This window comes from Streptomyces sp. NPDC003393 (genome assembly GCF_053589015.1).
Genome location: NZ_JBSFRB010000011.1, coordinates 15,674 through 40,319, shown reverse-complemented (window position 1 = coordinate 40,319; position 24,646 = coordinate 15,674). Strand labels below are relative to the sequence as shown.

The window sequence follows — 24,646 nt, the reverse complement described above, 5'->3', positions numbered from 1 at the left end:
CCGACGCCGTCCACCGCGCGACGGGACGCCGTGTCCGCGAGGCGCCCCTCACCATCGAGGACCTGCCCCGACACACCGGTTCACGCCGAAGTGAGGGATCACTCCGGGCGAGACGGACGAGACGGAAGGAACGACCGCTTCGGCCTCGAGAACAGCGGGACGATCATGAGCGAGTCGACAGGCGGCACCCACCGGGCGGGTGGATCCGCGCAGGGCGCGTCGGGCGCGTCGTCCGTCCTGGTCGATGACCAGGGCATGGTCGTCGAGTGGAGTGCGGCCGCCGAACGCCTGCTGGGCTATCCCGCACGGCGGATCGTGGGCCGGCCGGCCACGGAACTGCTGGTCTCCGATGCGCCGGGAGACGGGGCTGCCCACGATGTGGTGCTCCGCCACCGCGACGGGCACCACGTCGGCTGCCGGGTGCGGGTGCGGGCCGGACCGCCGGGACGGGCCACGACCTGCTGGCGGGTCGACGTGATCCCGGGCGAGGCGTCCGACGCGTCCACGTCCGCCGTCGATCGCGCGCTGCTGGACGCGCTGTTCACCCGGTCCCCGATCGGGCTGTTCCTGCTCGACCCCCAGCTGCGTCTGATGCGGTACAACGGCGCGGCGGAGGGCATGCAGGGCGTCCGCGTGACCGAAGGGCTGGGGCTGCGGCCCACCGAGGTGTGGCCCGACTTCAACGCGGAACTGGCCGAGCGGGTGATGACCGACGTCCTGGGCAGCGGGCAGCCGGTTCTCTCCTTCGAGAAGCGCGGCCGTCCGCCCGGTGACCGCGCCCGTGAGCACGTCTACGAGGGGTCCGCGTTCCGTCTGGAGGACCCGGACGGCCGCGTCCTCGGCGTGGCCGACGTGGTGGTCGACATCACCGAGCGGCACCGTGCTCAGGAGCGGCTCGCTCTGATGGCCGAGGCGGGCTCCCGTATCGGGACCACCCTCGGTGTGCTGGACACCGCGGCGGAACTGGCCGATGTGGCGGTGCCGCGGCTGGCCGACAGCGCGGCGGTGGATCTCCTGGAGCCGGTGCTGACCGGCGAGGACGTGCCGGACGGGCCGGGCGCTGCGGGCTGGGTCATGCGGCGGGCCGCGTCGCGGTCCATCCGCAACGACGGTGATCACGGTGCGTACGGGATCGGCGAGGCCGGCATGACGGCCGGCGAGGTGCCCGCCGCCCGGGTCCTGACCGATCACGAACCCAGGCTGGTGCGTGTGGTCGGGGAGGACAGCGAGTGGTTGTGGAGCGACCCGGTCCGTGGCCGGCGGATGCGGGAGGAGGGGGTCCACTCGCTGATGGCGGTCCCGCTGCTGGTCCGGGACCGTGCGCTGGGCATCGTCACCTTCTACCGGTGGACCGCACGCGGCGCGTTCGAGGACGACGACCTCACCCTGGCCCGGGATCTCGCCGCCCGTGCCGCCGTCGCCCTGGACAACGCCCGCCGTTATGTGCGCGAACGCAACACCGTGCTGTCGCTGCAACGCGGTCTGCTGCCCAGGGACCTTCCCGCCGCGGACGCGGTACGGGCCGCACACCACTGGGTGCACTCCGGCGCGGGCGGCGACTGGACCGACGTCATCTCCCTTCCGGGGGCACGTGTGGCCCTCGTGGCGGGCAGCACCCCCGGCCGAGGCGTGCGCACCGCGGCGACGATGGGCCGGCTGCGCACGGCCGTGCACACGCTGGCCGCCCTCGATCTGGCACCGGACGAGCTCATGGCCCGCCTGGAGGACCTGGTCCGGCAGATGGACACGGAGACCGGCGACCCGCACGGCGGCAGCCCTGTCGGCGCCACCTGCCTCTACCTGGTCTACGACCCCGTCACCTGCCGCTGCACCGGATCCGCGGCCGGTGCAGCGGGCCTGGCCGTGGTGGCCCCGGACGGCACCGTGGCCTTCCCCGGGGTCCCGTCCGGACCGCCGCTCGGCCGGCCGGGACCTCCGCTGACGAAGACCACCCTGACGCCGGCCGAGGGAAGCCGGCTCGTCCTCTTCACGCCGGGGCTGCTCCAGGCGTTCCCGGACGACACGGGACGCGCCGAGCTCGCGCGCGTACTGGCCGCCTCCCCCCTGCCCCCGCAGGACCTGTGTCTGAAGGTCACGGAGGCACTGGTTCCCGCCGATCCCCCGGACGACGCGGCGATCCTGGTCGGCTGCACCCGCCCGCTCGATCCCGCGCGCGTCGGCACCTGGGTGCTGCCCTCCGACCCGGCGGCCGTCGCCACGGCCCGCTCGCTCACCGCCCGACAGTTGCGCACCTGGGCCATGGACGACGAGTTGTTCTCCACGGAGCTGATCGTCAGCGAGCTCGTCACCAACGCCATCCGTCACGCCGCGCCGCCCGTGCGCCTGCGTCTGATCTTCGACCGGACGCTGAGCGTCGAGGTCTCCGACGGCAGCAGCGCCGCACCGCACCTGCGGCACGCCCGTACGACCGACGAGGGCGGCCGCGGGCTGCTGCTGGTCTCGCAGTGCGCGCGGCGCTGGGGCAGCCGCTTCGAGGAGCAGGGCAAGACCATCTGGGCCGAGGAGCCCCTCAGCTCGGCGGTGTGAGGCGCCGCACCCGGTGCCGCTCGGCTCGCGGCGCGGCACCGGGTCGCCAGGTCGCCCGCCGCCGCAGGACGCGCGAGACCGGACCGGCGAGAGGACAATCGACGGTGTCGGCGACATGGCAGCGGCAGGAGGCGGAGAGACGACCATGGCTCTGTTCCTGGCGTCGCACTGGGAGAACGGCTGGGCCGTGATGGAGGTCAGGGGGGTACTGGACACCACCACCGCCGAGGAGCTGCGCGACTTCGTGGCCGCGGTGACCGCGAAGCACAAGCACCTGCTCAACCTGATCGCGGACCTGTCCGAGCTGACGTACACGGACGCGGACGCGCTGAGTCCCCTGGCGACCGCCCACACGATGCTGGAACGGGACGGCGGGGAACTGCGCGTGGTCTGTCCCGAAGGGCGGGTGGAGCGGATCCTCGAAGCCAGCGGGCTGGCCCGGGTCCTGCCCGTCTATCCCTCCCTCGACGCGGCCCTCGCGGGCGGGCGGCCGGAGGAGGGCGACGGGAAGCAGGGTGCCGCTCGGTGATCGCCCACCGCGCGCGGACGGGTGCCGGCCGGTGCGGCCATCGCGATCACCATCGCGCGGACGGGTGGCGGCGTGCGCGTGCGGCCCGTCGTGATCGCCGGGTCACCGCGCCGGTTTCACATCCGGCGGCCGTCAGGAGGCGGGGGCCGCGGTCCGGAAGTAGTGGCCCGCGCCGAGGTCTTCGAGAAGGCCTGGGCGGGTCGGCCGCCAGTCCAGCAGTTCGCGGGTGAGGGCGCTGGACGCCGGGCAGTCGAGTCCGAGGAAGCCGCCCAGCCAGGTGAAGTGCTCGGCGGCGGCTTCGGGGGCCACCGAGGTCACCGGCACGCCGAGGTGCCGGCCGATCGCCTCGGCGATGTCGCGCAGCGCGACGCCCTCCTCGGCGGCACCGTGCAGCACCGAGCCCGCCGGGGCCTTCTCCACCGCCAGGCGGAACAGCCGTGCGGCGTCGAGGCGGTGGACGGCCGGCCAGCGGTTGGTGCCGTCGCCGAGGTAACCGGAGACCCCCTTGGCCCGGGCGGTGGCGACCAGGGCCGCCACGAACCCGTTGTCTCCCTCGCCGTGGCAGGTCGGAGAGAGCCGCACCACGCAGGAGCGCACGCCCCGCGAGGCGAGTGCGATCACCGCCGCCGCGGTGGTCGCGCGGATGGAGACCGGTGAGCCGTCGGTCGTGGCCACGTCCTTCTCGGTGGCCACCTGCCCCTGCTTGAGGCCGGCGAGTCCGGAGGCGAGCACGAAGGGGCGGTCGGTGCCGGCCAGCGCGTCGCCGAGGGCGTCGACGGCGCGGCGGTCCGCGTGGGCGGCGCCCGCGAAGTCGCCGCTGAAGGCGATGTCGTGCTTGAAGGCGAGGTGGACCACGCCGTCCGAAGCGGCGGCGGTGTCACGCAGGACGTCGAGGTCGTCGACGGTGCCTCGCACCACCTCCGCCCCGGCGGAGGTGAGGGCGGCCGCGGAGGCGTCGGAGCGGGCGAGGCCGATGACCTGGTGGCCCGCGTCGACGAGTTCGGGAACGAGGGCGGAGCCGATCCAGCCGGACGCCCCGGTCACGAAGATGCGCATGGAGAGTTCCCCAGACTGTTGATGTCAGTGACTGTCATCGACCGTAGCACGCGATGTCAGTGACTGCCATCGCGTAGGATCCGACCATGAGCAGATGGGAGCCGAACGCACGCGGACGCCTGGCGGAGGCGGCGTTGGAGCTCTACAGCGAGCGCGGCTACGAACAGACCACGGTGGCGGAGATCGCCCGGCGCGCCGGTCTCACCGAGCGGACCTTCTTCCGGCACTACACGGACAAGCGCGAGGTGCTGTTCGGCGGCTCGGGAGCCGTGCAGGAGCTGTTCGTGAACTCGGTCGCCGAGGCGCCCGAGTCCGCCGCGCCGATCGACGCGATCGCGGCGGGACTCGAGGCGGTCTCCACGGTGTTCGCCGGGCGCCTCGAGCAGTCCCGCCGCCGACAGGCCGTCATCGCGGCCAACGCGGAACTCCAGGAGCGCGAGCTGATCAAGCTGGCGTCGCTGGCGGCGGCGCTCGCCGACGCCCTGCGCGGGCGCGGCCTCCCGGAACCGGCCGCGAGCCTGACCGCCGAGGCGGGGGTCGCCGTCTTCAAAGTCGGCTTCGCGCGCTGGATCGCAGCGGCCGAGGAACGCCGCATGGCGGACGTGATGCGGGAGTCGCTGGACGCGCTCGAAGCCGTGCTCACAGGCGAACGCGCGTAGTCAGGGCGTCCGCGTGACGCCGGCCAGCCGCACGGGCACCCGGGTGCGGCCACGGCGCCGAGCGCGAACCGCCCGAGGGACGTACGTCCCACGCAGGGTCCGACGGGAAGGCAGGCCCGGGCCCGAGCCACGCACGTCAGGAGATGAACGAGCGGGCCCGGCCGCCGAGTCGAGGCTGCACAGAAGTCGAAGGCCGACCGGGTGACGACTCGTCAAGGGCCAAGCCCAGCAACACCGTCCGGTCGCCGACCGGAGGGCCTCCACGCTTTCGCCTTCAGTTGTTGACGGTGGACAGCAGTGGGAGTACAAACCGGTGAGAGCGCTCTCAGGAACTGCCGCCCCTCCTCCCCCACAGGCCCTCGGCTCTGGAGACCTCATGCCGACATCGTCCTGCGCGCCCACGCCGAGACCACCGACCGGCACCCCGCGTTCCCGAACGGCCCTCTGCCTCGTCCTCGCCCTGCTCGCCGCCTGCTTTCTCGCGCTGTCACCGTCGTCCGCCCGCGCCGCCGACGCCCTGCTCTCCCGCGGCCGGCCCGTGACCGCGTCCTCGACCGAGAGCGCGGCCTTCCCGGCCGCCGCCGCGGTCGACGGCGATCCGGGCACGCGCTGGTCCTCCGCCTTCGCCGATCCCCAGTGGCTCCAGGTCGACCTCGGCTCCGTCCGACAGCTCACCCGGGTCGCCTTGGCGTGGGAAGCCGCCTACGCCAGGGCCTACAGCATCCAGACCTCCACCGACGCACGGAACTGGACGACGGTGTACTCCACCGCGGCCTCCACCGGCGGCACCCAGACCGTGAACGTCACGGCGAGCGGCCGGTACGTCCGGATCCACGGCACCGCCCGGGCCACTCCGTACGGGTACTCGCTGTGGGAGTTCGAGGTGTACGGGCCCGGCGGCGCCCCTGAGACGGACGATTTCTGGGGCGGCACCGACGACATCCCGCCCGCGCGCAACGTCGTCGAGGTGAAGGTCCTCAACCGCACCAACGGCAGGTATCCGGACAGCCAGGTCTACTGGAGCTTCAACGGGCAGGTGCACTCCGTCGCGGAGCAGCCCTATCTCGACATGCCCGCGAACTCCGCGGGGCGGATGTACTTCCACCTCGGCTCGCCCGACAGCCCCTACTACGACTTCATCGAGTTCACCGTCGGCGACGACGTCTTCAACGGCAACACCACACGTGTCGACGCCTTCGGACTCAAGCTCGCCCTGCGCCTGCACGCCAAGGACGGCTACGACGTGGAGGTCGGTGAGAACCGGCAGACCTTCGCCGAGGACCGCGCCACCACCTTCCAGCGCTTCACGGACGCGGTGCCGGCGCCTTTCAAGGTCCTGGCCCAGACGCAGGCTCCCTACCGCATCATCGCTCCCGGCAGCGACCCGAGCTTCCGCTCCGGCGGCGCCAACGCGAACTACTTCACCGCCTACGCCCGGTCCGTCGGTGTCGACGCGGCCACTTCCGACATCTTCGGCTGTGCCGCCTCGCTGGCGGGCGACCCCACCGTGTGCGCCGCCCTCAACCGCCACGTGGCCACGCTGCCGCCCTCCCAGCAGGGTGACCCCGGCCAGTACTACCAGGCGGCCCCGGCGAACTACTACGCCCGGTTCTGGCACGACAACGCCATCGACCACCTGGCCTACGGCTTCCCGTACGACGACGTCGCGGGCCGGTCCTCCTTCATCTCGCACAGCGCCCCCCAGTGGCTGCTGGTGGCGGTCGGCTGGTAGAGCGACCCGCACCACCCACCTGGCCGCGCGGCCCGTCCGCCGGGGACCCGGCCCGACGGCCTGGAGGAGAGCCGCACGGAGAGCATCGCCGGCCGCGCGGCGGTCTCGTCGCCCGGCCGGCCCTCTCGCGACCGCGCGTGGGCCGTCCGGGCGAAGCGGCCGTCGAGGGATCCGCACGGCATGCGGACGGCGGACGGTGCGCTCCACCGTGCGGGCGTGAGATCGACGGCGCGACTCGGGCGCTTGCCGACGACCGACGAGCAACGCTTCCCCGTCATGACGGAACCGGCCGACCGAGTGCTGTCCGCCCACCTGCCGACGCCGGCACGCGGCTGGCCGCGCAGGCGTACCTGGTACCGCGCTCTCGGCATGGTCCTGGTCATGCTGTCCTGGTTGATCGTGCTGTGCGCCGCAGCGACTTTCTCGCTGACCATCGGTGCCGTCCTGGCGGACGAGCCGCCCCTGAACCGCCGTCTGCGCCGCGGTTGAGGGCAGGCCCCGGCTTCCCGGCCCGCCGGGGCACGGCGGGCCGGCGGTGCGGTCACAGGCGGACGACGATCAGAGCGATGTCGTCGTGTCCGCCGCCGCTGACGCCGAGGCGCGACAGCAGGGTGTCGGCGAGGTGGTCGGGGTTGAGACGCGGATGGTCGGCGAGGACGCCGGTCAGCCGGTTCAGGCCGGCGTCGATGTCCTCACCACGTCGCTCGACGAGGCCGTCCGTGTAGAGGACGAGGGTGTCGCCGGGGGTGTAGGGCACGGCGGCCTGAGGACGCGGGACGTGCTCCGGGCGCGTTCCCAGGGGCGGGTCGGTGGCCTGGTCGAGCAGGAGGAAGGTCCCGTCGGGGTGGGTCAGGACCGGTGGGGGGTGGCCGGCGCTGCTGTAGGTGATGTGGTGCCGCCGGGTGTCGACGAGGGCCTTGACGGCGGTGGTGGCCAGTGCGCCGTCCACCGAGCGGGCGTACAGGCCCAGGACCTCCATGGCCCGGTCGGGCTCGCGCAGGGCACGGATGGCGGCGGACAGGGCGCTGCGGAGCATGCCCATGACCGCGGCGGCCTCCAGGCCGTGTCCGACGACGTCGCCGACGGCGACCGTGAAGCTGTCGTCGGGGAGGTCAACCACGTCGTACCAGTCCCCGCACACGTTGAGCCCCTTGGCGGCGGGCAGGTAACGCACGGCGATGTTGCGGTGCCCGGCCAGGTCGGGGGCCTGGAGCATGGCCTCCTGGAGGGTGACGGCGACCTGTCGTTCCCTGGCGTGGGCCTGGCGCAGTTGCTCGTTGAGCAGTTGCAGCTCCCGTGCCCGGGCGTACAGCTCGGCTTCCATGGCCTGCCGCTCGGTGAGCGCCTGTCCCGCCGGCGGCTCCTCGGGGTGGGAGAGCACGAACGCGGTGACGTCCTCCACCCGGTGGATGATCCAGGCCACCTGTCCGTCCGAACCCAGCACGGGTGTGTTGATCGGGGACCACCAGCGTTCCTCGAACACCCCCGGGTGCTCGGCCACGGGGATGTCGTACTTCTGCACCGCCATCGTGTCCGGCTCCTTGGTGCGCAGCACCCGGTGCAGGGACGCGCTCAGGTTCCGCACGCCGTCGGCGTCGGGGTCGGCCGGGTTGTCGGGGAACGCGTCGAAGAGGTACCGCCCGATCAGGTCCTCGCGCCGGCGCCGGCCGGCGCGGCAGAAGGCCGCGTTGACGTCCTGGATCACCAGGTCGGGGCCGAGCACCACGTACGGGCTGGGTGTGGCCGCGAACAACGCCTGGTAGTCGATCGGCGGTGTCGTCACAGGCGCTCTCCCGTTCCGGTCCGGCGGCCCCGCCCCTTCCCCTCCCACTATGCGCGTCGGCGGCCGGTCGAGCGCGGCGGTCGCGCGGTGCCGCCGAGCCGCTGACCAGGACCGTGCGAGGGTGTCCGGCCCCGCGCCGCGGCGAGCGTGCCCGGGACACGGAACGGGGCTCCGGTCCGAAACAGGCGCAAGATTGAAGTATGTCCGGATGTCGTATCCGACCCGAGTCTTCCCCGGCCGCCCGGTACATGGACAGTGGTGCCGGCGGCCGGCGGCGGGGGCGCACCGCGGTGCTGAGCGTCCGGAGTGTCGTCGGCCAGATGTTCCTGTTGCAGGTGGCGGTCGTGCTGCTGCTCGCCGTGGCGGGAGTGGCTCTGCTGGTCCTGACGACCCAGCGGCAGAGCGTCCATGAGGCCGGCAGTCGCTCGCTGGCCGTCGCCCAGGGTTTCGCCAGCTCTCCCGGGACCGCGGAAGCCCTCGGGTCCCGGCATCCCACCGCGATGCTCCAGCCGCAGCTGCAGCAGGCCCAGAGGCGCTCCAGCGTCGACTTCATGGGAGTCCTGAACCGGCAGGGTGTCTATGTGGCCCTCTCCTCCGTCGCGGGCCGCCCCGGTGCGCGCACCACGACGGACATGGCCCCGCTGCTGGCCGGACGGACCGTGACGGAGCAGGGTGTGGGCTCTCTGGGGCCTCAGATCCGGGCCTTCGTCCCGGTCAGGGGGCCCAGCGGCCCGGTGCTCGGCGCGGTCGGCGCCGGGGTCACCCTCGAGCACGTCAGCCAGCGGGTGACGGCGCAGCTGCCGAAGGTACTGGGCGTCACCGCCGGAGCGGTGGCGGTCACCACGGGCGGGGCGGCGGTCCTCAGCCGTCGGCTGTGGCGCCAGACCCGTGGCCTCGGCCCCGCCGAGATCACCCGGATGTACGACCATCACAACGCGGTCCTGCACTCGGTACGCGAGGGGGTGCTGATCGTCGGAGGCGACGGGCGGCTGCTGCTGGCGAACGACGAGGCCCGGCGGCTGCTCGGCCTGCCGGCCGGCGCCCAGCGGCGTCCGGTCGCGGAGCTCGGACTGGGCCCGGAGATGACCGAGTTGCTGACCTCGGAGCAGGTGGTGACCGACAAGGTGCACCTGGCGGGTGACCGACTGCTGGCGGTGAACGTGCGGCCGACCGCCGCCCACGGCGGACCCGCCGGGAACGCGGTGACGCTGCGCGACACCACGGAGCTGCGGGCGCTGGCGGGCACGGCCGAGGCGGCCCGGGACCGCCTGAAGCTGCTGTACGACGCCGGGACGCGCATCGGCTCCACGCTGGACGTGGTGCGCACGACCGAGGAACTCACCGAGGTGGCGGTGCCCCGCTTCGCCGACGTCGCGACCGTCGAGCTGCTGGAGCCGGTCCTCCGGGGCGACGAGCCACCCGAGAGACACACCGGGATGCGCCGTACGGCGGTCAGCGGGCTCCCCGCCGACTCACCGCTGTACCCGGTGGGCGAACTGGTCGGCTTCGCTCGCGGCACCCCCGTGGGTGCGCCCGGGCACGCGATCCTGGTGGCCGACCTGGGGACCGCGTACAGCTGGCGCACCCAGGATCCCGAGCGCGCTCGAAGACTCCTGCACCACGGCATGCACTCGCTGATCACCGTGCCGCTGCGGGCGCGGGGCATGGTGCTGGGGCTGGCCGACTTCTGGCGCCTGCGGAGCACCGAGCCGTTCGTGGAGGAGGATCTGTCGTTCGCCGAGGAGCTGGCGGCACGGGCGGCGGTGGCGATCGACAACGCCCGCCGTTACACCCGCGAGCACACCATGGCGGTGACGTTGCAGCGCAGCCTGCTGCCGCGGGGTGTGCCGGAGCAGTCCGCCCTGGAGGTGGCCCACCGCTATCTGCCCTCGCAGAGCGGCGTGTGCGGCGACTGGTTCGATGTGATTCCGCTGCCCGGCACTCGTGTCGCGCTGGTGGTCGGTGACGTCGTGGGCCGCGGCCTGCACGCGTCGGCCACCATGGGCCGGCTGCGCACCGCCGTGCACAACTTCTCCGCCCTGGACCTCGCCCCCGACGAGCTCCTGGCCCACCTGGACGAGCTGGTCGCCCACCTGGACCAGCCGGTCGCCGGCGCGGACGGCGGCGAGGCCGACCACCCGGCCGGCACGGGCAGCGGCGCGGCCGACGGCATCACCGGCGCGACCTGCCTGTACGCCGTCTACGACCCCGTCTCCGGGGTGTGCACCGTCGCCGGCGCCGGTCACCCGGGCCCCGCCGTGGTCCTCCCCGACGGCACGGTCGACTTCCCCGTCATACCCGTCTCGCCGCCGCTCGGCCTGGGCAGCGGTCACCCGTTCGAGAGCGCCGCGCTGGAACTGCCGGAGGGCAGCCGGCTGGTTCTGTTCACGGACGGACTGGTCGTGAACCGGCGGCGCGACCTCGACACCGGCCTGGCGCTGCTGCGGGACGCCCTGGCCCGGCCGGGCCTCGGCCCGGAAGAGACCTGCGAGGCCGTCCTGGACACCCTGCTTCCGAAACGCCGCGTCGACGACATCGTCCTGCTCGTCGCCCGCACCCGGCTGACGGACCGCGCCCTGGTCGCCGAGTGGGACGTGCCCTCGGACCCGGCGGCCGTCTCCCGTATCCGCGCCGAGGCCGCCCGTCAGCTGGACGCCTGGGGTCTGTACCAGACCGCCTTCAGCACCGAGTTGATCGTCAGCGAGCTGGTCACCAACGCCATCCGGTACGGCGCCCAGCCCGTCCGGTTGCGTCTGCTGTACGACAGGAGCCTGATCTGCGAGGTCGCCGACGGCTCCAGCACCTCCCCGCATCTGCGCCGCGCCCGGCTCACGGACGAGGGCGGCCGCGGCCTGTTCCTGGTCGCCAGGTTCGCCCAGCGCTGGGGTACCCGGTACACCTCCCGAGGCAAGGTCATCTGGACCGAGCAGGTGCTCCACGGCGCGACGGAGCCCGACATCGACTTCGCGGATGGCCTCCTCGGCCACGGGGAGGCCTGACCGCGACCGGGTGCCGGCCCGGCCGCCGGGCGCGGCGCGGGGCCGGCAGCCCGGTCCGGCCCCACCGGTCGTCGCGCTCGTCGTGGCGGCGCCGGCGGACGCCGGCCTCCCGGTGCGTCCGAGTGTCCGGACCGGTGAGCCCGAAACCGCCAGCCGCTGAGCCCGCCGCCGTCAGCCGGTGGTCTCGCGGATGCGGGCGAGCAGGGCACGCAGTCGGTCGCGGTCCTCGGCGGTGAGAGCGGCCGTCGCCTCGGCGAGCGCCACACGGTCGATCTCCTCCGCCTCGCGATGGCAGCGCAGGCCCTCGTCGGTCAGACGCAACAGGAACGCCCGCCGGTCCCGGGGGTGGCGCACCCGCTCCACCAGTCCGTCGCGTTCCAGGCTGTCGACGATGGTGGTCGTGGTCCGGGCCGCGATCCCCACCATCTCGCCCAGGTCCCGCATCCGCAGGGGCTCTTCCGTCCGGGCCAGCACTCTCAGCGCGCGTAGCCGGGCGATGGACGCTCCCCCCTCCCGCAACCGTGCCTCCACGAACTGCCGCAACATGTGCGTCGTTTCGTAGAGCTCGTCGACCAGGATGTCGCTGCTGCCGTGCACTGCCATGGAACGTCTCGATTCCCTTCTGCCCCCGGCTCCGCCCGCGAACGAAAATCCATTCTATGAGCAGTCACATAGTGTGTATGCTCAGCATGTGTCTCCACGTCGCTTCGCGCTGCCTGCCCGCTCCCCCCTTCCCGCCCTCTCCTCCCGTCTCAGCCAGCGCCTCGTCGTCCCCGTGATGTGTGTCAGCGTGACCTTCATCGCGATCGCCGACGGTGCGATCACCACGGTGGCACTGCCGGCTATCGCACGACAGTTCGACCTCACGACGGCCGCCCTGGACGGGGTCGTCGTGGTCTATCCGGTCGCCCTGGCCATGGCCATTCCGGCATCGGCCTGGCTGGTCGAGCGGTTCGGCGGAAAACGTGTGCTGCTGACCGCGCTGGTCGGTTTCCTCCTCGCCTCGCTGCTGTGCGGCACGGCCGCGTCCCTCGGCCAGCTCGTCGCCTACCGCGCGGTGCAGGGACTCTCGGCCGGCGTGCTGTTCCCCGCGTCGGCCGCGCTGCTGTTCGCCACCTTCACCTCCTCGGAGCAGGTGCGCATATCCCGTTACATGATCATTCCCCAGCAGATCGCGCCGGCCGCCGCGCCGGTCCTCGGCGGGCTGCTGGTGGATCACCTCACCTGGCGGTGGGTCTTCTACGTCAATCTGCCGGTGGGCCTGCCGGCCGCGCTGTTCGGCGCGGTGTTCCTGGCGGGGCATCGCGGCGGTCGGCCCGGCCGTTTCGACCTGCCCGGGCTGCTGCTGAGCGCGGCGGCGCTGGGCAGCGTGATGTTCGGCGTCTGCGAGGGCCCCAACCGAGGCTGGTCGTCGGCCGCGGTCATCGTCTCGCTCGCGCTCGGGACCGGGCTGCTGGTCTCGGCGGTCGTGGTCGAACTGCGCGTGCGGGAGCCGCTGCTGAAACTCCGACTGTTCGGGCACCGGCTCTTCCGGGACACCAACCTGATGAACCTGGTCGGCCTGATCCCCATCATCGGCGCCATGTACATCGGCCCGCTCTTCCTTCAGCAGGCACAGGGTCGCACCGCTCTCGAGTCCGGCCTCACCACCTTCCCCGAAGCCTTCGGCGTCCTGCTGACCGTCCAGGTCGTCGGCGTCCTGTACGCGAGGGTCGGCCCGCGCCTCATCATCGGCTGCGGCCTGGCCGGGGTGTGCGGGGTGCTGCTGCTCTTCGCCACCTGCGACGCGCACACCGGTCTGTGGATCTTCCGCGGCTACATGTTCCTGCTCGGTCTCGCGATGGGCTGCTTCTTCGTACCCACGACGGTGGCCTCCCTGGCCACGATCGACCGGCCGGACCTGGCCCAGGCCTCCACCCTGAACACCGTCGTACGACAGACCGGTGGCGCCCTGGCGCCGGCGGCCGTGACGACCGCCCTCGTCCTGGGCACCCCGTCGGCGGCCGTGGCGGAGCCGCCCGTCACCGCCTACCAGCACGCCTACCTCGCGCTCGCGGCGATCGCCGCGCTGGTCGCGGTCTTCGCCTTCACTCTCCCCGACGGACCCGCTCGCGCCGCCGCCCGTGGCGGCGCCACCCCCGCCGGCCGGCCGGTGTTCCCCCGGCGCCGACGCGAACGCGTCGACGGGTAGCCCCTGGACTGTCGCGAGATGACGGATGGTCAGGGGTTGCGGGGCGACATGTCAAGCACCGACCCGCCGCCCGCGGGCGCCACCTGCGCTGCTCCAAAGGTGATAGTTCGTCAGAAGATCACCTTGAGGGGCTAATTGTCCGTCAATCTGCCTATCTGACATGGCAGTTTGTTTCTCCGCCCGTCTTCGCGGACGGGGTGGGCGAACGCCTCGGATGCCCCGATCGGCCCCTGTCGCCGCCGTTCCCGTCATTCCCGAAATGACAGCTATGGGGGGCATCAGTACGTTCGATCGCACATCGGCTGCCGAGCCGATGGCTCCCTGAGACAGGAGAAGCAGAGCCATGATCATCACCCGTTCGCACGCGATGACCACCGCCGTCGCGGCCGCAGCGGCTCTGGCCGCGAGCGGCATCACGTACGCCTCGGCCGCAGTCGAACCGTTCCAGGCGATTCCCGCCCTCCGTCAGGCGCCCGCCCCCGCCCAGGCCCCGATGGGCGGCGACACCAGCAACAACAGCAAGGGCAACGAAGGCCGCGGAAACAACAACGGCGGCCGTCATCGCTACTACGACGAGGGGTGGATCCACATCAACGAGCGCTCCTACTCCGCCCACCCGGGCGGCTGCATCACCGTGGTCAGCGGCCTGGGCTCCACCAGCCTGAACATCCGCAACGACAGCCGCAGGACCGTCGAGGTGTTCCGCGGGGTCACCTGCGACAACGGTGCCCCCATCGCCACGGTCGGGCCCCGCAGCGAGAGCAACGGCGTGAGGCCCGGGCACGCCGGTGACGTGTTCGTCAAGAACGGAGTGGTGGGCAGCTTCCGGGTCGTCGACCGCTACGACGACTGGGACGACTGGGGCGGCCGCGGTGACCGAGGCGACTACGGGGACGACTACTAGGGGGCCGCCGCACCACGCAGGCGAAGCGGAACGCCGGCCCGCCGTAATCGCGCCGGACCCCTGCCGCCGAACTCCACGAAGACACAGAACCCCGGCCCGCCGTAATCGGGCCGGGGTTCTGCTTTCCGGCTCACGCCGCCGCCCGTACCGGGCGGCGGCGTGAGCCGTGCCTGGCGGCGCCACCGCCCCGCGCGTGACGAGGTTTCGTGCGCAGCCCGCCACGGCGGGCCGTGTCGCGGCGCCACCATCTTGGAGGCCCGCGCGTCAAGCACGACGCGCCGGGCGCCCCGCCTGTCTGCCGCCACACGGGGGAGCAGGCATCAGAAGATCACCCGTAAGGCCCACCGGCCCTGTCAACCGATCAGCATCTCGCGCCTATTTGACTTGGCATCAGCTCTCTGCACGGTGCCCTGGGCGTTCCCAGCGGCCCCGCGGAGCCCCGCTTTCCATATGCCCGAAATGACAGCTATTGGGGGCATCAGTACGTTCAATCACACATCGGCCGCCGAGCCGATCTCATCTCTGAGACAGGAGAAGCAGTTCCATGACCATGACCCGATCGCAAGCGATCAGCGCGGCCGCCGCGGCGGCCGCGGTTCTGACCGCGACCGGCATCACCTACGCCTCGGCCGCGTCCGCGCCCGAGGCCCAGCCGGCGGCTCCGGCTCCCGCCGTCGTCCGGCAGGCGCCCGCTCCTGCCCAGGCTCCCCTGGACGGCGGCACCCAGAGCCGCAACGGGAGCAACGACAACGGCAACAGCAACGACAACGGCAACAGCAACGGCAACAGCAACGGCAACAGCAACGGCAACAACGACGATGACGACGACAACGATTACGGCGGCGGCGGCGGTGGCGGCGGCGGCGACCAGGGCGGTGGCGGCGACCACGGTGGTGGCGGCGGTGGCGGCGGCGGCGGCGACCACGGCGGTGGTGGCGGCGACAGGGGCCGCGGCGACGACAAGGACTTCGACAAGGGCTGGATCCACATCAACGAGCGGTCCTACTCGGCCCGTCCGAGCGGCTGCATCACCGTGGTCAGCGGCCTCGGCTCCAGCAGCCTCAACGTCCGCAACGACAGCCGCCGTACCATCGAGGTCTTCCGCGGCGCGACCTGTGACAACGGAGCCCCCATCGCCACCGTCGGCCCCTACAGCACCAGCAACGGCGTCCGCCCCGGCTGCATCCGCGGCGTGAGGGTCAGGGACGGGGTCGTGGCCAGCTTCCGGATCATCGAGCGCCACAAGGGTGACAGGGGCGACTACTGAGCCGGCCGAGCATCGTCGGCGACGCGGAACTCCGGCCCGCCGTAATGGGGCCGGCGCTCTGTACACCGGGCGCCTGACACGGATCCCCGGGCCGTCGTGGACGGGCCGGGGATCCGATCGGGCCCCGGGCCCACCCGGAACGCACCGCCCGTTCCTCCTGCCGCGCGCGAAGAGGCCGAGGGTCAGCCGCCGACGGCCTCCGGCCGCGTGGACACCCCTGAGACCGCCTCCTCGGGCCGCTCGGTCAGCCGCCGCACGGCGTCCTGCATGTGCTCGTCCACCAGCCGCAGCAGACGCTCCTCGTCGCCGTCGCGGATGGCCTGGATGATCGCGGCGTGTTCGTCGACCATCACGTCCGGCGCCGGGTACTTGTCCTGGAGCGCGGTGATGCACATCCGGGTCTCCACGAAGAGTGTCTGCGCCATGCGCTTCAGGCGCGGACTTCCGGACTCCTCGACGAGCACCTGGTGCAGTTCGGTGTCCGCCGCGCTGAGGGCCGCGGGGTCGCCGCGACGCGCGGCCTCCGCCATGGCGCGCTGCACCGCGGCGAGCCGGTCCGCGGTGCCCTGCGGGTCGCGTCGCAGGATCAGCCGGCACGCGGCCGACTCGACCGCCGTGCGGGCGAGGTAGATGTCCCGTACGTCGTCCTGCGTGAGGGTCGTCACGAAGACCCCGCGGTGCGGTTCGCTGTGGGCGATGCCCTGCTGGACCAGCCGCTGCATCGCCTCGCGCAGCGGGCCCCGGCTCACGCCGAGTTCCGCGGCCAGCTCGACCTCCCCGAGCTGGGTGCCGGGCGCCAGGGTCCCGTCCATGATCGCCTCCGTCAGCCGGCGGGCGATCGCGACGGCCGCGGGCTCCCGTCTGACGGGCTGCAGCCGTTTGGCTCCCGGCATGTTCTCTTCTCCTTCTTCGGTGCCGCCGTCAGCCGGCGGCGGACGGCGTCGGCGGGGTGGTGCCCTGACGGAACAACCGTCCGAGACCGGTCCGCGGGGCGGTGTCCCCGGCGAGCCGCAACCCCTCCCAGACGGTGACCTGGTTGGCGGTCAGCACCGGCTTGCCGACAGCCACCTCCAGCTCGTCCAGCCAGGCGGCGGTGTGCAGGGCGGTGTCCGGGAGCAGGACGGCCTCCGCGTCCGGGTGGTCTTCGGCCTTGACCAGGTCGACGACCTGCTCGCGAGAGAGCGTACCGACCTCCGCCGCCGTGACGATGCCCCTCCCCGACACCCGCGCCACCGCCACCCCCGACTCCTGGAGGAAGCGGACGAAGTACCCGGCGACGTCCTCCGGATAGGTCGCGGCGACGGAGACACTGCTCAGGCCGAGCGACCGGAGCGCGTGCACGAAGGCGAAGGAGGTGCTGGACGCGGGGACGCCCGCGGCCTGCGCCAGCTCCGCGGCCTGCTGGCCGGCGCCGCGGAGTCCGTAGACGAAGCTGGCGCTGGTGCAGGCCCACATGACGGCGTCCACGTCGTGCTGTTCCAGTTCCGCCAGTCCCCGGGTGAGCCGGTGGATGGCGCCCATCTCCAACAGCGCGTCCACGCGGTGCGCGTCCTCCCCCATGTCCGTGTGCGCCACGGGCAGTCGCACTCCCGCGCCGAGGAGGTTCTCCAGCAGCGGATAGTCGTCCTCCGCGGAGTGGCCGGGGTAGAGGAAACCCACCGTCGTGATGCGGTCAGCCACGTGCGATCGCCCTCCCGAGAACAAACTGTAGATTGTTGACAATCCTACGGAGCGGCCCCTAAGGTGTCAATCGGTTCCATGGGCCGACGCGGACCGGACCAGGCGCGCATCGCAGCGACCGGAGGACTGGGCATGAGGACGACCGAACTCCCCCTCGTCGTCGTGCTGGGAGAACAGCAGCCGCCGCTCCTGGACCGCATCAAGGACCGCGCCCGGCTGCGCCGCGTCGGCGAGGCCGGTCTCGCCGACGCGCTGCGCGAGGCCGACGCCCTGCTGGTGTGGGACTTCCTGACCGACGCACTGCCCGCCGCCTGGCCGGAGGAGGGCGGACCGCGCTGGGTGCACACCGCGAGCGCGGGCGTGGACAAGCTGCTCTTCCCCGCACTGCTGCGCTCGGACGCCGTGCTCACCAACTCCCGTGGTGTCTTCGAGGTGCCGATCGCCGAGTACGTGGCGGGACTGGTCCTCGCCATGGCCAAGGACCTGCCCGGCACCCTGGACCACCAGCGCTCGGGAACCTGGCGGCACCGGGCGACCGAGCGGGTGTCGGGCACCGGGGCGGTGGTGGTCGGCGGCGGTCCCATCGGCCGGGCCGTCGCCCGGGTGCTCGGCGCCCTCGGGCTGCGGGTCGCACTGGTCTCCCGCAGGGCCCGCCCGCACGACGCCGAGTTCGGCCGGGTGCACGGCTTCGGCGAACTGCCCGGTCTGCTGCCGGAGGCGGACTGGGTGGTGAGCACCGCGCCACTGACCGACGAGACCACCGACCTGTTCGATGCGACCCTGTTCGCACGGATGAAGCATGGCGCGAGGTTCGTCAACGTCGGCCGTGGCCCGCTCGTCGTGGAGGACGACCTGGTGGCGGCGTTGCGCGAGGGCAGGCTCGCGGGCGCCGCGCTGGACGTGGTGCGCCAGGAGCCGCTGCCGGCCGGCAGCCCCCTGTGGAGCGTACCGGGACTGCTGATCTCCCCGCACATGTCGGCCGACACCCATGGCTGGCTGGAGGATCTCGCGGAGTTGTTCCTCGCCAACTTCGCGCGCTGGGCCGCGGGCCGGCCCCTGCGCAACGTCGTCGACAAGACCCTGGGGTACGTGCCCGTCGGCGAGGCACCGGGCGGCACCCCGCACACCGAGGAGGGCTCGTCATGACCGCAGCCACCGACCAGGACGCCGGCGCCGGGTGGGCCGGACGGCCCGACGCGCGCGAGGAGTTGTGGGCGCGCACCGCCACCGAACTGGTCGCGGCCTACCGGGACGAGAGCCTGTCGCCCGTGGAGGTCGTCGACGCCGTGCTCGACCGGATCGAGCGGCTCGACCCGCTGGTGAACGCCTACTGCCTGGTCGACGGCGAGTCGGCCCGCCGGTCCGCCGCGGCGTCCGCGGAGCGCTGGCGGCGGGGTGAGCCGTGCGGGCTGCTCGACGGGGTGCCCGTCTCCATCAAGGATCTGCTGCTGACGAAGGGATGGCCGACCCTGCGCGGCTCGCTGAGCACCGACCCCGGCGCGCCCTGGGATCAGGACGCGCCGTCGGTGGCGCGCCTGCGCGAGCACGGCGCGGTCCTCGTCGGCAAGACGACGACGCCGGAGTTCGGCTGGAAGGGCGTCACCGACAGTCCGCGCACCGGCGTCACCCGCAACCCGTGGGACGTGACGCGCACTTCCGGCGGCTCCAGCGGGGGCAGCGCGGCCGCGGTCGCGCTCGGACTGGCTCCGCTCTCGGTGGGCACCGACGGCGGCGGCTCGGTCCGTATCCCGGCCGCCTTCTGCGGCATCGTCGGGTTCAAGCCCACCTACGGGCGGATCCCGCTCTACCCCGCGAGCCCCTTCGGCACCCTCTCGCACGCGGGACCGATGACCCGTACCGTCGCCGACGCCGCGCTCATGACGGACGTGCTGTGCGGCGCCGACGACCGCGACTGGTCCTCGCTGCCGCCCTGCGCACGCGGGTTCGCCGCCGGACTGGGCGGCGATCAGGGCGTGCGCGAACTGCGTGTCGCCTACAGCCCGACGCTCGCGGGCGCTCCGGTCGACCCCGATGTCGCCGCGCGTGTCCGGCACGCGGCCGACGTGCTGGCCGGTCTCGGGGCCCGGGTCGAGGAGGCGGACCCCGGCTTCGCCGACCCTGTCGAGGCGTACCACACGCTCTGGTTCACCGGTGCCGCCAAGGTGGTGGAGCATCTCTCCCCGGAGGAGTTCGGCCGGCTCGACCCGGGGCTGCGGGAGGTGTGCCGGCTGGGCGCGTCGATGAGCGCTCTGGACTATCTGGGCGCCGTGGAGGCGCGGATGACGCTCGGGGTGCTGATGGGCCGCTTCCACCGCACCTACGACCTGCTGGTCACGCCGACGCTGCCGCGCACCGCGTTCGAGGCGGGCCACGAGGTTCCGCCGGGCAGTGGCCTGACCAGGTGGACCGGCTGGACGCCCTTCACCTACCCGTTCAACCTCACCCAGCAGCCGGCGGCCACCGTGCCGTGCGGTACGGCGTCCGACGGGCTGCCGGTGGGAGTGCAGCTGGTCGCGGCCCGCCACCAGGACGACCTGGTGCTGCGGGTTTCGCACGCGTTGTTCGAGGCGCTGGCCGCCGAGGGCACCGTCTCGACGGCGCCGGTGACGCCGCGCGGCTGAGTGCCGTCGCGGGTCGCACGCGCCAAGGGCGGTGGCCGTCGGCCACCGCCCTTCGTCGCCGCTGTTCAGGCCCGGCGGAAGACGAGCGACTCACCGATCACACCGGACAGCCACAGGTCCTGTGCCGCCTCGGCCATGCGGTCCAGGCCCTCGACGATGGTGCCGAAGATCGTGGCGGGCACGAAGCCGGTGTCCGGGTTGAGCAGCAGGTTGTTGCGCTCGTAGAACACGGCGAGGTCCACGATCCGCTGCGCGGCCTGCGGCCGGCCGCCCTGGGCGTAGCCGTGCGAGCTGGTGTTCAACTGCCACTGGGCGAAGGAGAAGTAGGCGACGTCACCGGGGATCGGTGTGATCGTCGGGTTCTCCGTGCCCGGTTCCTCCGGTGCGAACGCCGGTACCAGCGTGTAGATCTCGTTGCGCGCGTACTTGCCGTGGAAGACGTCCTGGCCCAGCGGCAGGGCGTTCCACACCGCCGCGCAGGTGCGCGGCGCCCGATCGTCCAGCAGCCTGGCCACGCAGCTGACTCCGCGCTTCTCCAGGGAGATCTCGATGTGGCGGTCCATCTCTCGGCGCCCTCCGTTCCCCGGCCGGCCGGCCGGTGCGTCGCTCGGGTGGTGTGCTGTGCGGTGCCTCGGCCGCCTGTGGGAGGCGTCAGTCCACCGGCATCGCCAGGTAACGGGTCTCCAGGAATTCGTCGATGCCGACCCGGCCGCCCTCGCGGCCGAGCCCGGACTGCTTGACGCCGCCGAACGGGGCCGCCGGGTTGGAGACGATCCCCTTGTTCAGCCCGATCATTCCGGTCTCCAGCCGCTCGGAGATCCGGAAGGCGCGCCGCAGGTTCTCCGTGTAGAGGTACGACACGAGGCCGTACGGCGTGGCGTTGGCGGCCGCGATCACCTCGTCCTCGTCCTCGAAGGGGACGACCGGCGCCACCGGCCCGAAGATCTCCTCGTGCAGCAGCGCGGCGTCCGGGGGGACGTCCACGAGCACCGTGGGCGCGTAGAAGTAGCCGTCGCCCGCCGGGGAATCGGCGCCGGTCAGCGGCTTGGCCCCGGCGTCGAGGGCCTGGCCGACCAGGTCGCGCACCTTGCCCCGGCCGTCCTCGTCGATCAGCGGTCCGACCTCGACGCCCGGCTCCGTGCCTCGCCCGACCCTCATCCCGCCCAGGCGCCGGGCCAGACGGCGGGCGAACTCGCCGGCCACGCTCGCGTGCGCGTACAGGCGGTTGGCCGCCGTGCACGCCTCGCCGATGTTGCGCATCTTGGCCTGCACCGCTCCCTCGACGGCCGCGTCGAGGTCGGCGTCCTCGCAGACGATGAACGGCGCGTTGCCGCCGAGCTCCATCGACACCCGCAGCACCTGGTGCGCGCTCTGCGCGATCAGCAGCCGCCCCACGGCGGTGGAGCCGGTGAAGGAGACCTTGCGCAGCCGGCCGTCGCGCATCAGGGGTTCGACGATGTCGCCCGGCCGGCCGCCGGTGACGACGTTGAGCACGCCGTCGGGCAGTCCGGCCTCGGCCAGGACGGCGGCGAGCGCCAGCATGGACAGCGGTGTCTGCTCGGCCGGTTTGACGACCATGGTGCAGCCCGCGGCGACGGCGGGGCCGATCTTGCGGGTGCCCATGGCGAGCGGGAAGTTCCACGGTGTGATCAACAGTGCGGGCCCGACCGGGCGGCGCATGACCAGCAGCCGGTCCCTGCCGTCCGGCGAGAGAGCGCAGCCCCCGTCGACGCGTACGGCCTCCTCCGCGAACCAGCGGAAGAACTCGGCCGCGTAGGCCACCTCGCCGCGCGCCTCCGCCAGGGGCTTGCCCATCTCCAGGGTCATCAGCAGGGCCAGGTCGTCGATCCGTGCGTGGATCAACTCGTAGGCGCGGCGCAGGATCTCACCGCGTTCGCGCGGCGGGTGGGCGGCCCAGGACTCCTGTGCGCCGTGCGCCGCGGCCAGCGCGTCGAGGGCGTCCACGGCCGAGGCGTCGGCGACGGTGCGCAACGGCCGGGCCAGCGAGGGGTCCTCGACCTCGAAGACGGCTCCGGAGGCGGCGGGCCGCCAACCGCCCCCGATGAAGAGTCCGGTGGGAACGGCGTCCACCACCGCCCGCTCGTGTTCGGCCTGTGTGGTCACTGCGCACCCCCAGTGCGGTGGGGACTCCCGTCCGGCCTGTCGACGCGTCGTTTCCTGCTCGTCGGTTCCGGCCGGCCGGGTCGGACGGGGTCGTGGACAACGGGCGTCACCCATGCTTGCATGAATGTAGGTTGTTGACAATCCTACGATCAACTTCGACTGCGAGGACGTCGACATGAGCCAGCTCTCCCCCGTCCTGGCGGCCCGCGCCGAAGGCGTCCATGTGTACGACGAGGACGGCCGCGCCCACCTCGACTTCACCGCCGGCATCGGCGTCACCAGCACCGGCCACTGCCACCCCCGCGTGGTCGAGGCCGCCCAGCGCCAGGTGGCCACGCTGATCCACGGCCAGTACACGACCGTCCTGCACCGCCCGCTGCTCACCCTCACCGAGCGGCTCGGCGAGGTGCTGCCCGAGGGCCTGGACGCGCTGTTCTACGTGAACTCGGGCAGCGAGGCGGTCGAGGCCGCGCTGCGGCTGGCCCGGCAGGCCACCGCCCGGCCCAACATCGTCGTCTTCCAGGGCTCCTTCCACGGCCGGACGATCGGCGCGGCGTCCCTGACCACGTCGGCGACCAAGTTCCGTTCGGGTTTCGGCCCGTTGATGCCGGGTGTGGCCATCGCCCCGTTCCCCCACGCCTTCCACTACGGCTGGGACGAGGAGAGGGCCACCGCGTTCGCGCTGCGCGAGCTGGACCAGTTGCTCGCGACCGTCACCGCCCCGGCGGACACGGCGGCCTTCATCGTCGAACCCGTGCTCGGAGAGGGCGGCTACGTACCGGCCGACTCGGCGTTCCTGTGGGGCCTGCGGGAGCGGGCGGACCGGCACGGCATCCTGCTGATCGTCGACGAGGTGCAGACCGGGTTCGGCCGCACCGGCCGGTTCTGGGGCCACGACCACTTCGCCGTCCGCCCCGACGTCGTGGTCACCGCCAAGGGCCTGGCGAGCGGTTTTCCGCTGTCCGCCATCGCCGCGCCCACCGCGCTCATGGAGAAGGCGTGGCCCGGCTCGCAGGGCGGCACCTACGGCGGCAACGCGGTCGCGTGCGCGGCGGCGATCGCCACCCTGGACGTCATCCGGGACGAGAAACTGGTGGAGAACTCGGCCGAGCGGGGCGCGGAACTCATCGCCGGCCTGCGCGAGGTCGCCTCCCCGTACCGGGCGGACGGCGCCGGAGGGATCGGCGATGTGCGGGGGCTCGGGCTGATGGCCGGCACCGAGTTCGTCACGGCGGACGGCCTTCCCGACGGCGAGACCGCCGCCCGGGTGCAGGCGGCCGCCGGGCGGCGCGGGCTGCTGCTGCTCACCTGCGGCGCCCAGGGCCAGGTGGTCCGCATGATCCCGCCGCTCGTGGTCACCGCCGAACAGGTGCGCGAGGGCCTGGACCTGTGGTCCGGGGCGGTGGCCGAGGTGCTCGGCTGAGGGGGCCCGGGAGCGGTGCGCCGCGCCGGGGCCGACGGTGTCAGCCCTGGCGGGCCGCCCGGCGCAGGGCCAGCACCAGGGCGTTGACGGCCGGGTCGGCGCCGCTGCCCGCCCGGGTGGCGATGGAGACGGTGCGGGTCAGCGCGAAGCTCTCCACCGGGCGCAGCGTCACGTCCGCGGCCAGTTGCTCCACGAGCAGTGGTGGCACGAGCGAGACCCCGAGTCCGGACTGCACCAGCGCGAGGACGACGGTGTAGTCGTCGCTGATGTAGTCGAGCCGAGGAGTGAACCCCGCGGTGGCGCAGGCCCGCTCCAGCACCGTGCGCAGCGAGTGGTCCCGGCGCGGCGCGATCCAGTGCTCGTCCCTGAGCGCCTCCAGGGTCAGCGGTCCCTCGGCGTCGGCACGCGGGTGGCGGCTCGGCAGGGCCAGCAACAGGGGCTCCTGGAGCACGGCCTGGAGTTCGACGCCCGACTGCGGCAGCCGGGGCAGCAGGTTGTACTCGTACACCAGAGCGATGTCGACGCGGCGCATGCGCAGGTCGACCAGGCTCTGCGCCGGCTCCTCCTCGCTGAGGGCCACGTTCAGGTCCGGGTGGTATGCCCGGCAGGCGGCGATGGCCGGCGCGGCGACACCGCTCGCGGCGCTCGGAAACGCCGCCAGCCGCACCGTGCCCTGCACCCGGTGGTCGAGCGCGGACACGTCCGCGCGGGCCCGCTCCAGCTGGGCCAGGATGATCTCGGTGTGCGCCACCAGCACCTTCGCCGCCTCCGTCAGCAGCAGCCTTCTGCCGTCCCGGATGAACAGCTGGGTGCGGGCCTCCCGTTCGAGCAACGCGAGCTGCTGCGAGACCGCCGACGGAGTGAGCGCACAGGCCTCGGCGGCGGCCGCGACCGTACCGTGCGCGGCCAGCTCCCGGAGCAACCTGAGCCGCCGTACTTCGAACATGTAGGAACACTAACGGCAGCCGCGGGAAAATCTTGCTGGTCCTGCGGCCGGGACCGCGCTCACACTGGCGCTCGTGGGCACCGCGCCGCCGTCGGCGGGCGCCGGTGTCACGGCGGCCGCGGAACACCCCGGCCGGGCCAACACGTCGACGGCACGGTCGCGTTGTGCGCGGCGACGCGTGCGTC

General features: G+C 72.9%; 20 protein-coding genes. 12 read left to right on the top strand and 8 right to left on the bottom strand.

Annotated elements, in window-relative coordinates; translation table 11 throughout:
• Positions 1-165 precede the first annotated feature (165 nt).
• Entirely contained in the window at positions 166-2,547 is a 2,382-nt protein-coding gene (locus tag ACWDUZ_RS14000) for a SpoIIE family protein phosphatase (protein ID WP_451632039.1), read from the top strand.
• Positions 2,548-2,662: 115 nt separating this feature from the next.
• Positions 2,663-3,076, top strand: a complete 414-nt coding sequence (locus ACWDUZ_RS13995) for an STAS domain-containing protein (protein ID WP_451632038.1) — start codon at positions 2,663-2,665, stop codon at positions 3,074-3,076.
• Between the two features lie 132 nt (positions 3,077-3,208).
• Here ACWDUZ_RS13995 and ACWDUZ_RS13990 read toward each other — a convergent pair whose 3' ends face one another.
• Positions 3,209-4,132 carry an SDR family oxidoreductase gene (locus ACWDUZ_RS13990; RefSeq protein WP_451632037.1) on the bottom strand — a complete coding sequence of 308 codons (924 nt, stop codon included), beginning with the start codon at positions 4,130-4,132 and terminating at the stop codon, positions 3,209-3,211.
• A gap of 86 nt (positions 4,133-4,218) precedes the next feature.
• Between ACWDUZ_RS13990 and ACWDUZ_RS13985 the strand changes: the two genes are divergently transcribed.
• The 3 genes from ACWDUZ_RS13985 to ACWDUZ_RS13975 all read left to right on the top strand — a co-directional run bounded on the left by ACWDUZ_RS13985 (position 4,219) and on the right by ACWDUZ_RS13975 (position 7,012).
• A complete protein-coding gene (locus ACWDUZ_RS13985) occupies positions 4,219-4,791 on the top strand; it encodes a TetR/AcrR family transcriptional regulator (protein ID WP_451632036.1) in 573 nt (190 codons plus the stop codon).
• A gap of 376 nt (positions 4,792-5,167) precedes the next feature.
• Entirely contained in the window at positions 5,168-6,523 is a 1,356-nt protein-coding gene (locus ACWDUZ_RS13980) for a beta-1,3-glucanase family protein (RefSeq protein WP_451632035.1), read from the top strand.
• 276 nt (positions 6,524-6,799) lie between these two features.
• Positions 6,800-7,012 (top strand): hypothetical protein, encoded by a 213-nt coding sequence (locus ACWDUZ_RS13975; protein WP_451632034.1) that lies wholly within the window; start codon positions 6,800-6,802, stop codon positions 7,010-7,012.
• A 52-nt stretch (positions 7,013-7,064) separates the two neighbouring features.
• Here ACWDUZ_RS13975 and ACWDUZ_RS13970 read toward each other — a convergent pair whose 3' ends face one another.
• Positions 7,065-8,306: a SpoIIE family protein phosphatase gene (locus ACWDUZ_RS13970; RefSeq protein WP_451632033.1), complete on the bottom strand. Its 1,242-nt coding sequence runs from the start codon at positions 8,304-8,306 to the stop codon at positions 7,065-7,067.
• 248 nt (positions 8,307-8,554) lie between these two features.
• Here ACWDUZ_RS13970 and ACWDUZ_RS13965 point away from each other — a divergent pair, with 248 nt between their 5' ends.
• Positions 8,555-11,305: a SpoIIE family protein phosphatase gene (locus tag ACWDUZ_RS13965; RefSeq protein ID WP_451632032.1), complete on the top strand. Its 2,751-nt coding sequence runs from the start codon at positions 8,555-8,557 to the stop codon at positions 11,303-11,305.
• A gap of 171 nt (positions 11,306-11,476) precedes the next feature.
• On the opposite strand, the gene ACWDUZ_RS13960 is transcribed toward ACWDUZ_RS13965, so the two are convergent.
• Positions 11,477-11,908, bottom strand: coding sequence for a MarR family winged helix-turn-helix transcriptional regulator (locus ACWDUZ_RS13960; RefSeq protein WP_451632031.1), 432 nt, complete (start codon positions 11,906-11,908; stop codon positions 11,477-11,479).
• A gap of 175 nt (positions 11,909-12,083) precedes the next feature.
• Here ACWDUZ_RS13960 and ACWDUZ_RS13955 point away from each other — a divergent pair, with 175 nt between their 5' ends.
• From ACWDUZ_RS13955 to ACWDUZ_RS13945, 3 genes are all read left to right on the top strand, one after another.
• Positions 12,084-13,496 carry a DHA2 family efflux MFS transporter permease subunit gene (locus tag ACWDUZ_RS13955; protein WP_451632166.1) on the top strand — a complete coding sequence of 471 codons (1,413 nt, stop codon included), beginning with the start codon at positions 12,084-12,086 and terminating at the stop codon, positions 13,494-13,496.
• Positions 13,497-13,839: 343 nt separating this feature from the next.
• The gene (locus ACWDUZ_RS13950; RefSeq protein WP_451632030.1) at positions 13,840-14,400 is read left to right on the top strand and encodes a hypothetical protein; all 561 of its coding nucleotides are present in this window, start codon (positions 13,840-13,842) and stop codon (positions 14,398-14,400) included.
• 544 nt (positions 14,401-14,944) lie between these two features.
• On the top strand, positions 14,945-15,667 hold the full coding sequence (locus ACWDUZ_RS13945) for a hypothetical protein (RefSeq protein ID WP_451632029.1): 723 nt from the start codon (positions 14,945-14,947) through the stop codon (positions 15,665-15,667).
• A gap of 182 nt (positions 15,668-15,849) precedes the next feature.
• Here ACWDUZ_RS13945 and ACWDUZ_RS13940 read toward each other — a convergent pair whose 3' ends face one another.
• Positions 15,850-16,560: a GntR family transcriptional regulator gene (locus ACWDUZ_RS13940; protein WP_451632028.1), complete on the bottom strand. Its 711-nt coding sequence runs from the start codon at positions 16,558-16,560 to the stop codon at positions 15,850-15,852.
• A gap of 28 nt (positions 16,561-16,588) precedes the next feature.
• Positions 16,589-17,335, bottom strand: coding sequence for a maleate cis-trans isomerase family protein (locus ACWDUZ_RS13935; protein ID WP_451632165.1), 747 nt, complete (start codon positions 17,333-17,335; stop codon positions 16,589-16,591).
• 144 nt (positions 17,336-17,479) lie between these two features.
• Here ACWDUZ_RS13935 and ACWDUZ_RS13930 point away from each other — a divergent pair, with 144 nt between their 5' ends.
• Both ACWDUZ_RS13930 and ACWDUZ_RS13925 read left to right on the top strand, forming a co-directional pair.
• Positions 17,480-18,493 carry a D-2-hydroxyacid dehydrogenase gene (locus tag ACWDUZ_RS13930; RefSeq protein ID WP_451632027.1) on the top strand — a complete coding sequence of 338 codons (1,014 nt, stop codon included), beginning with the start codon at positions 17,480-17,482 and terminating at the stop codon, positions 18,491-18,493.
• Positions 18,490-19,968 carry an amidase gene (locus ACWDUZ_RS13925; RefSeq protein ID WP_451632026.1) on the top strand — a complete coding sequence of 493 codons (1,479 nt, stop codon included), beginning with the start codon at positions 18,490-18,492 and terminating at the stop codon, positions 19,966-19,968. The genes ACWDUZ_RS13930 and ACWDUZ_RS13925 overlap by 4 nt, the downstream gene beginning before the upstream one ends.
• Before the next feature lie 65 nt (positions 19,969-20,033).
• On the opposite strand, the gene ACWDUZ_RS13920 is transcribed toward ACWDUZ_RS13925, so the two are convergent.
• Positions 20,034-20,531, bottom strand: coding sequence for a DUF3830 family protein (locus ACWDUZ_RS13920; protein ID WP_451632025.1), 498 nt, complete (start codon positions 20,529-20,531; stop codon positions 20,034-20,036).
• An 88-nt stretch (positions 20,532-20,619) separates the two neighbouring features.
• On the bottom strand, positions 20,620-22,059 hold the full coding sequence (locus tag ACWDUZ_RS13915; RefSeq protein WP_451632164.1) for an NAD-dependent succinate-semialdehyde dehydrogenase: 1,440 nt from the start codon (positions 22,057-22,059) through the stop codon (positions 20,620-20,622).
• A 208-nt stretch (positions 22,060-22,267) separates the two neighbouring features.
• Between ACWDUZ_RS13915 and ACWDUZ_RS13910 the strand changes: the two genes are divergently transcribed.
• On the top strand, positions 22,268-23,515 hold the full coding sequence (locus ACWDUZ_RS13910) for an aspartate aminotransferase family protein (protein ID WP_451632024.1): 1,248 nt from the start codon (positions 22,268-22,270) through the stop codon (positions 23,513-23,515).
• A 40-nt stretch (positions 23,516-23,555) separates the two neighbouring features.
• Here ACWDUZ_RS13910 and ACWDUZ_RS13905 read toward each other — a convergent pair whose 3' ends face one another.
• Complete coding sequence (locus tag ACWDUZ_RS13905) at positions 23,556-24,461, bottom strand: LysR substrate-binding domain-containing protein (protein ID WP_451632023.1); 906 nt, start codon at positions 24,459-24,461, stop codon at positions 23,556-23,558.
• Positions 24,462-24,646: the final 185 nt, after the last annotated feature.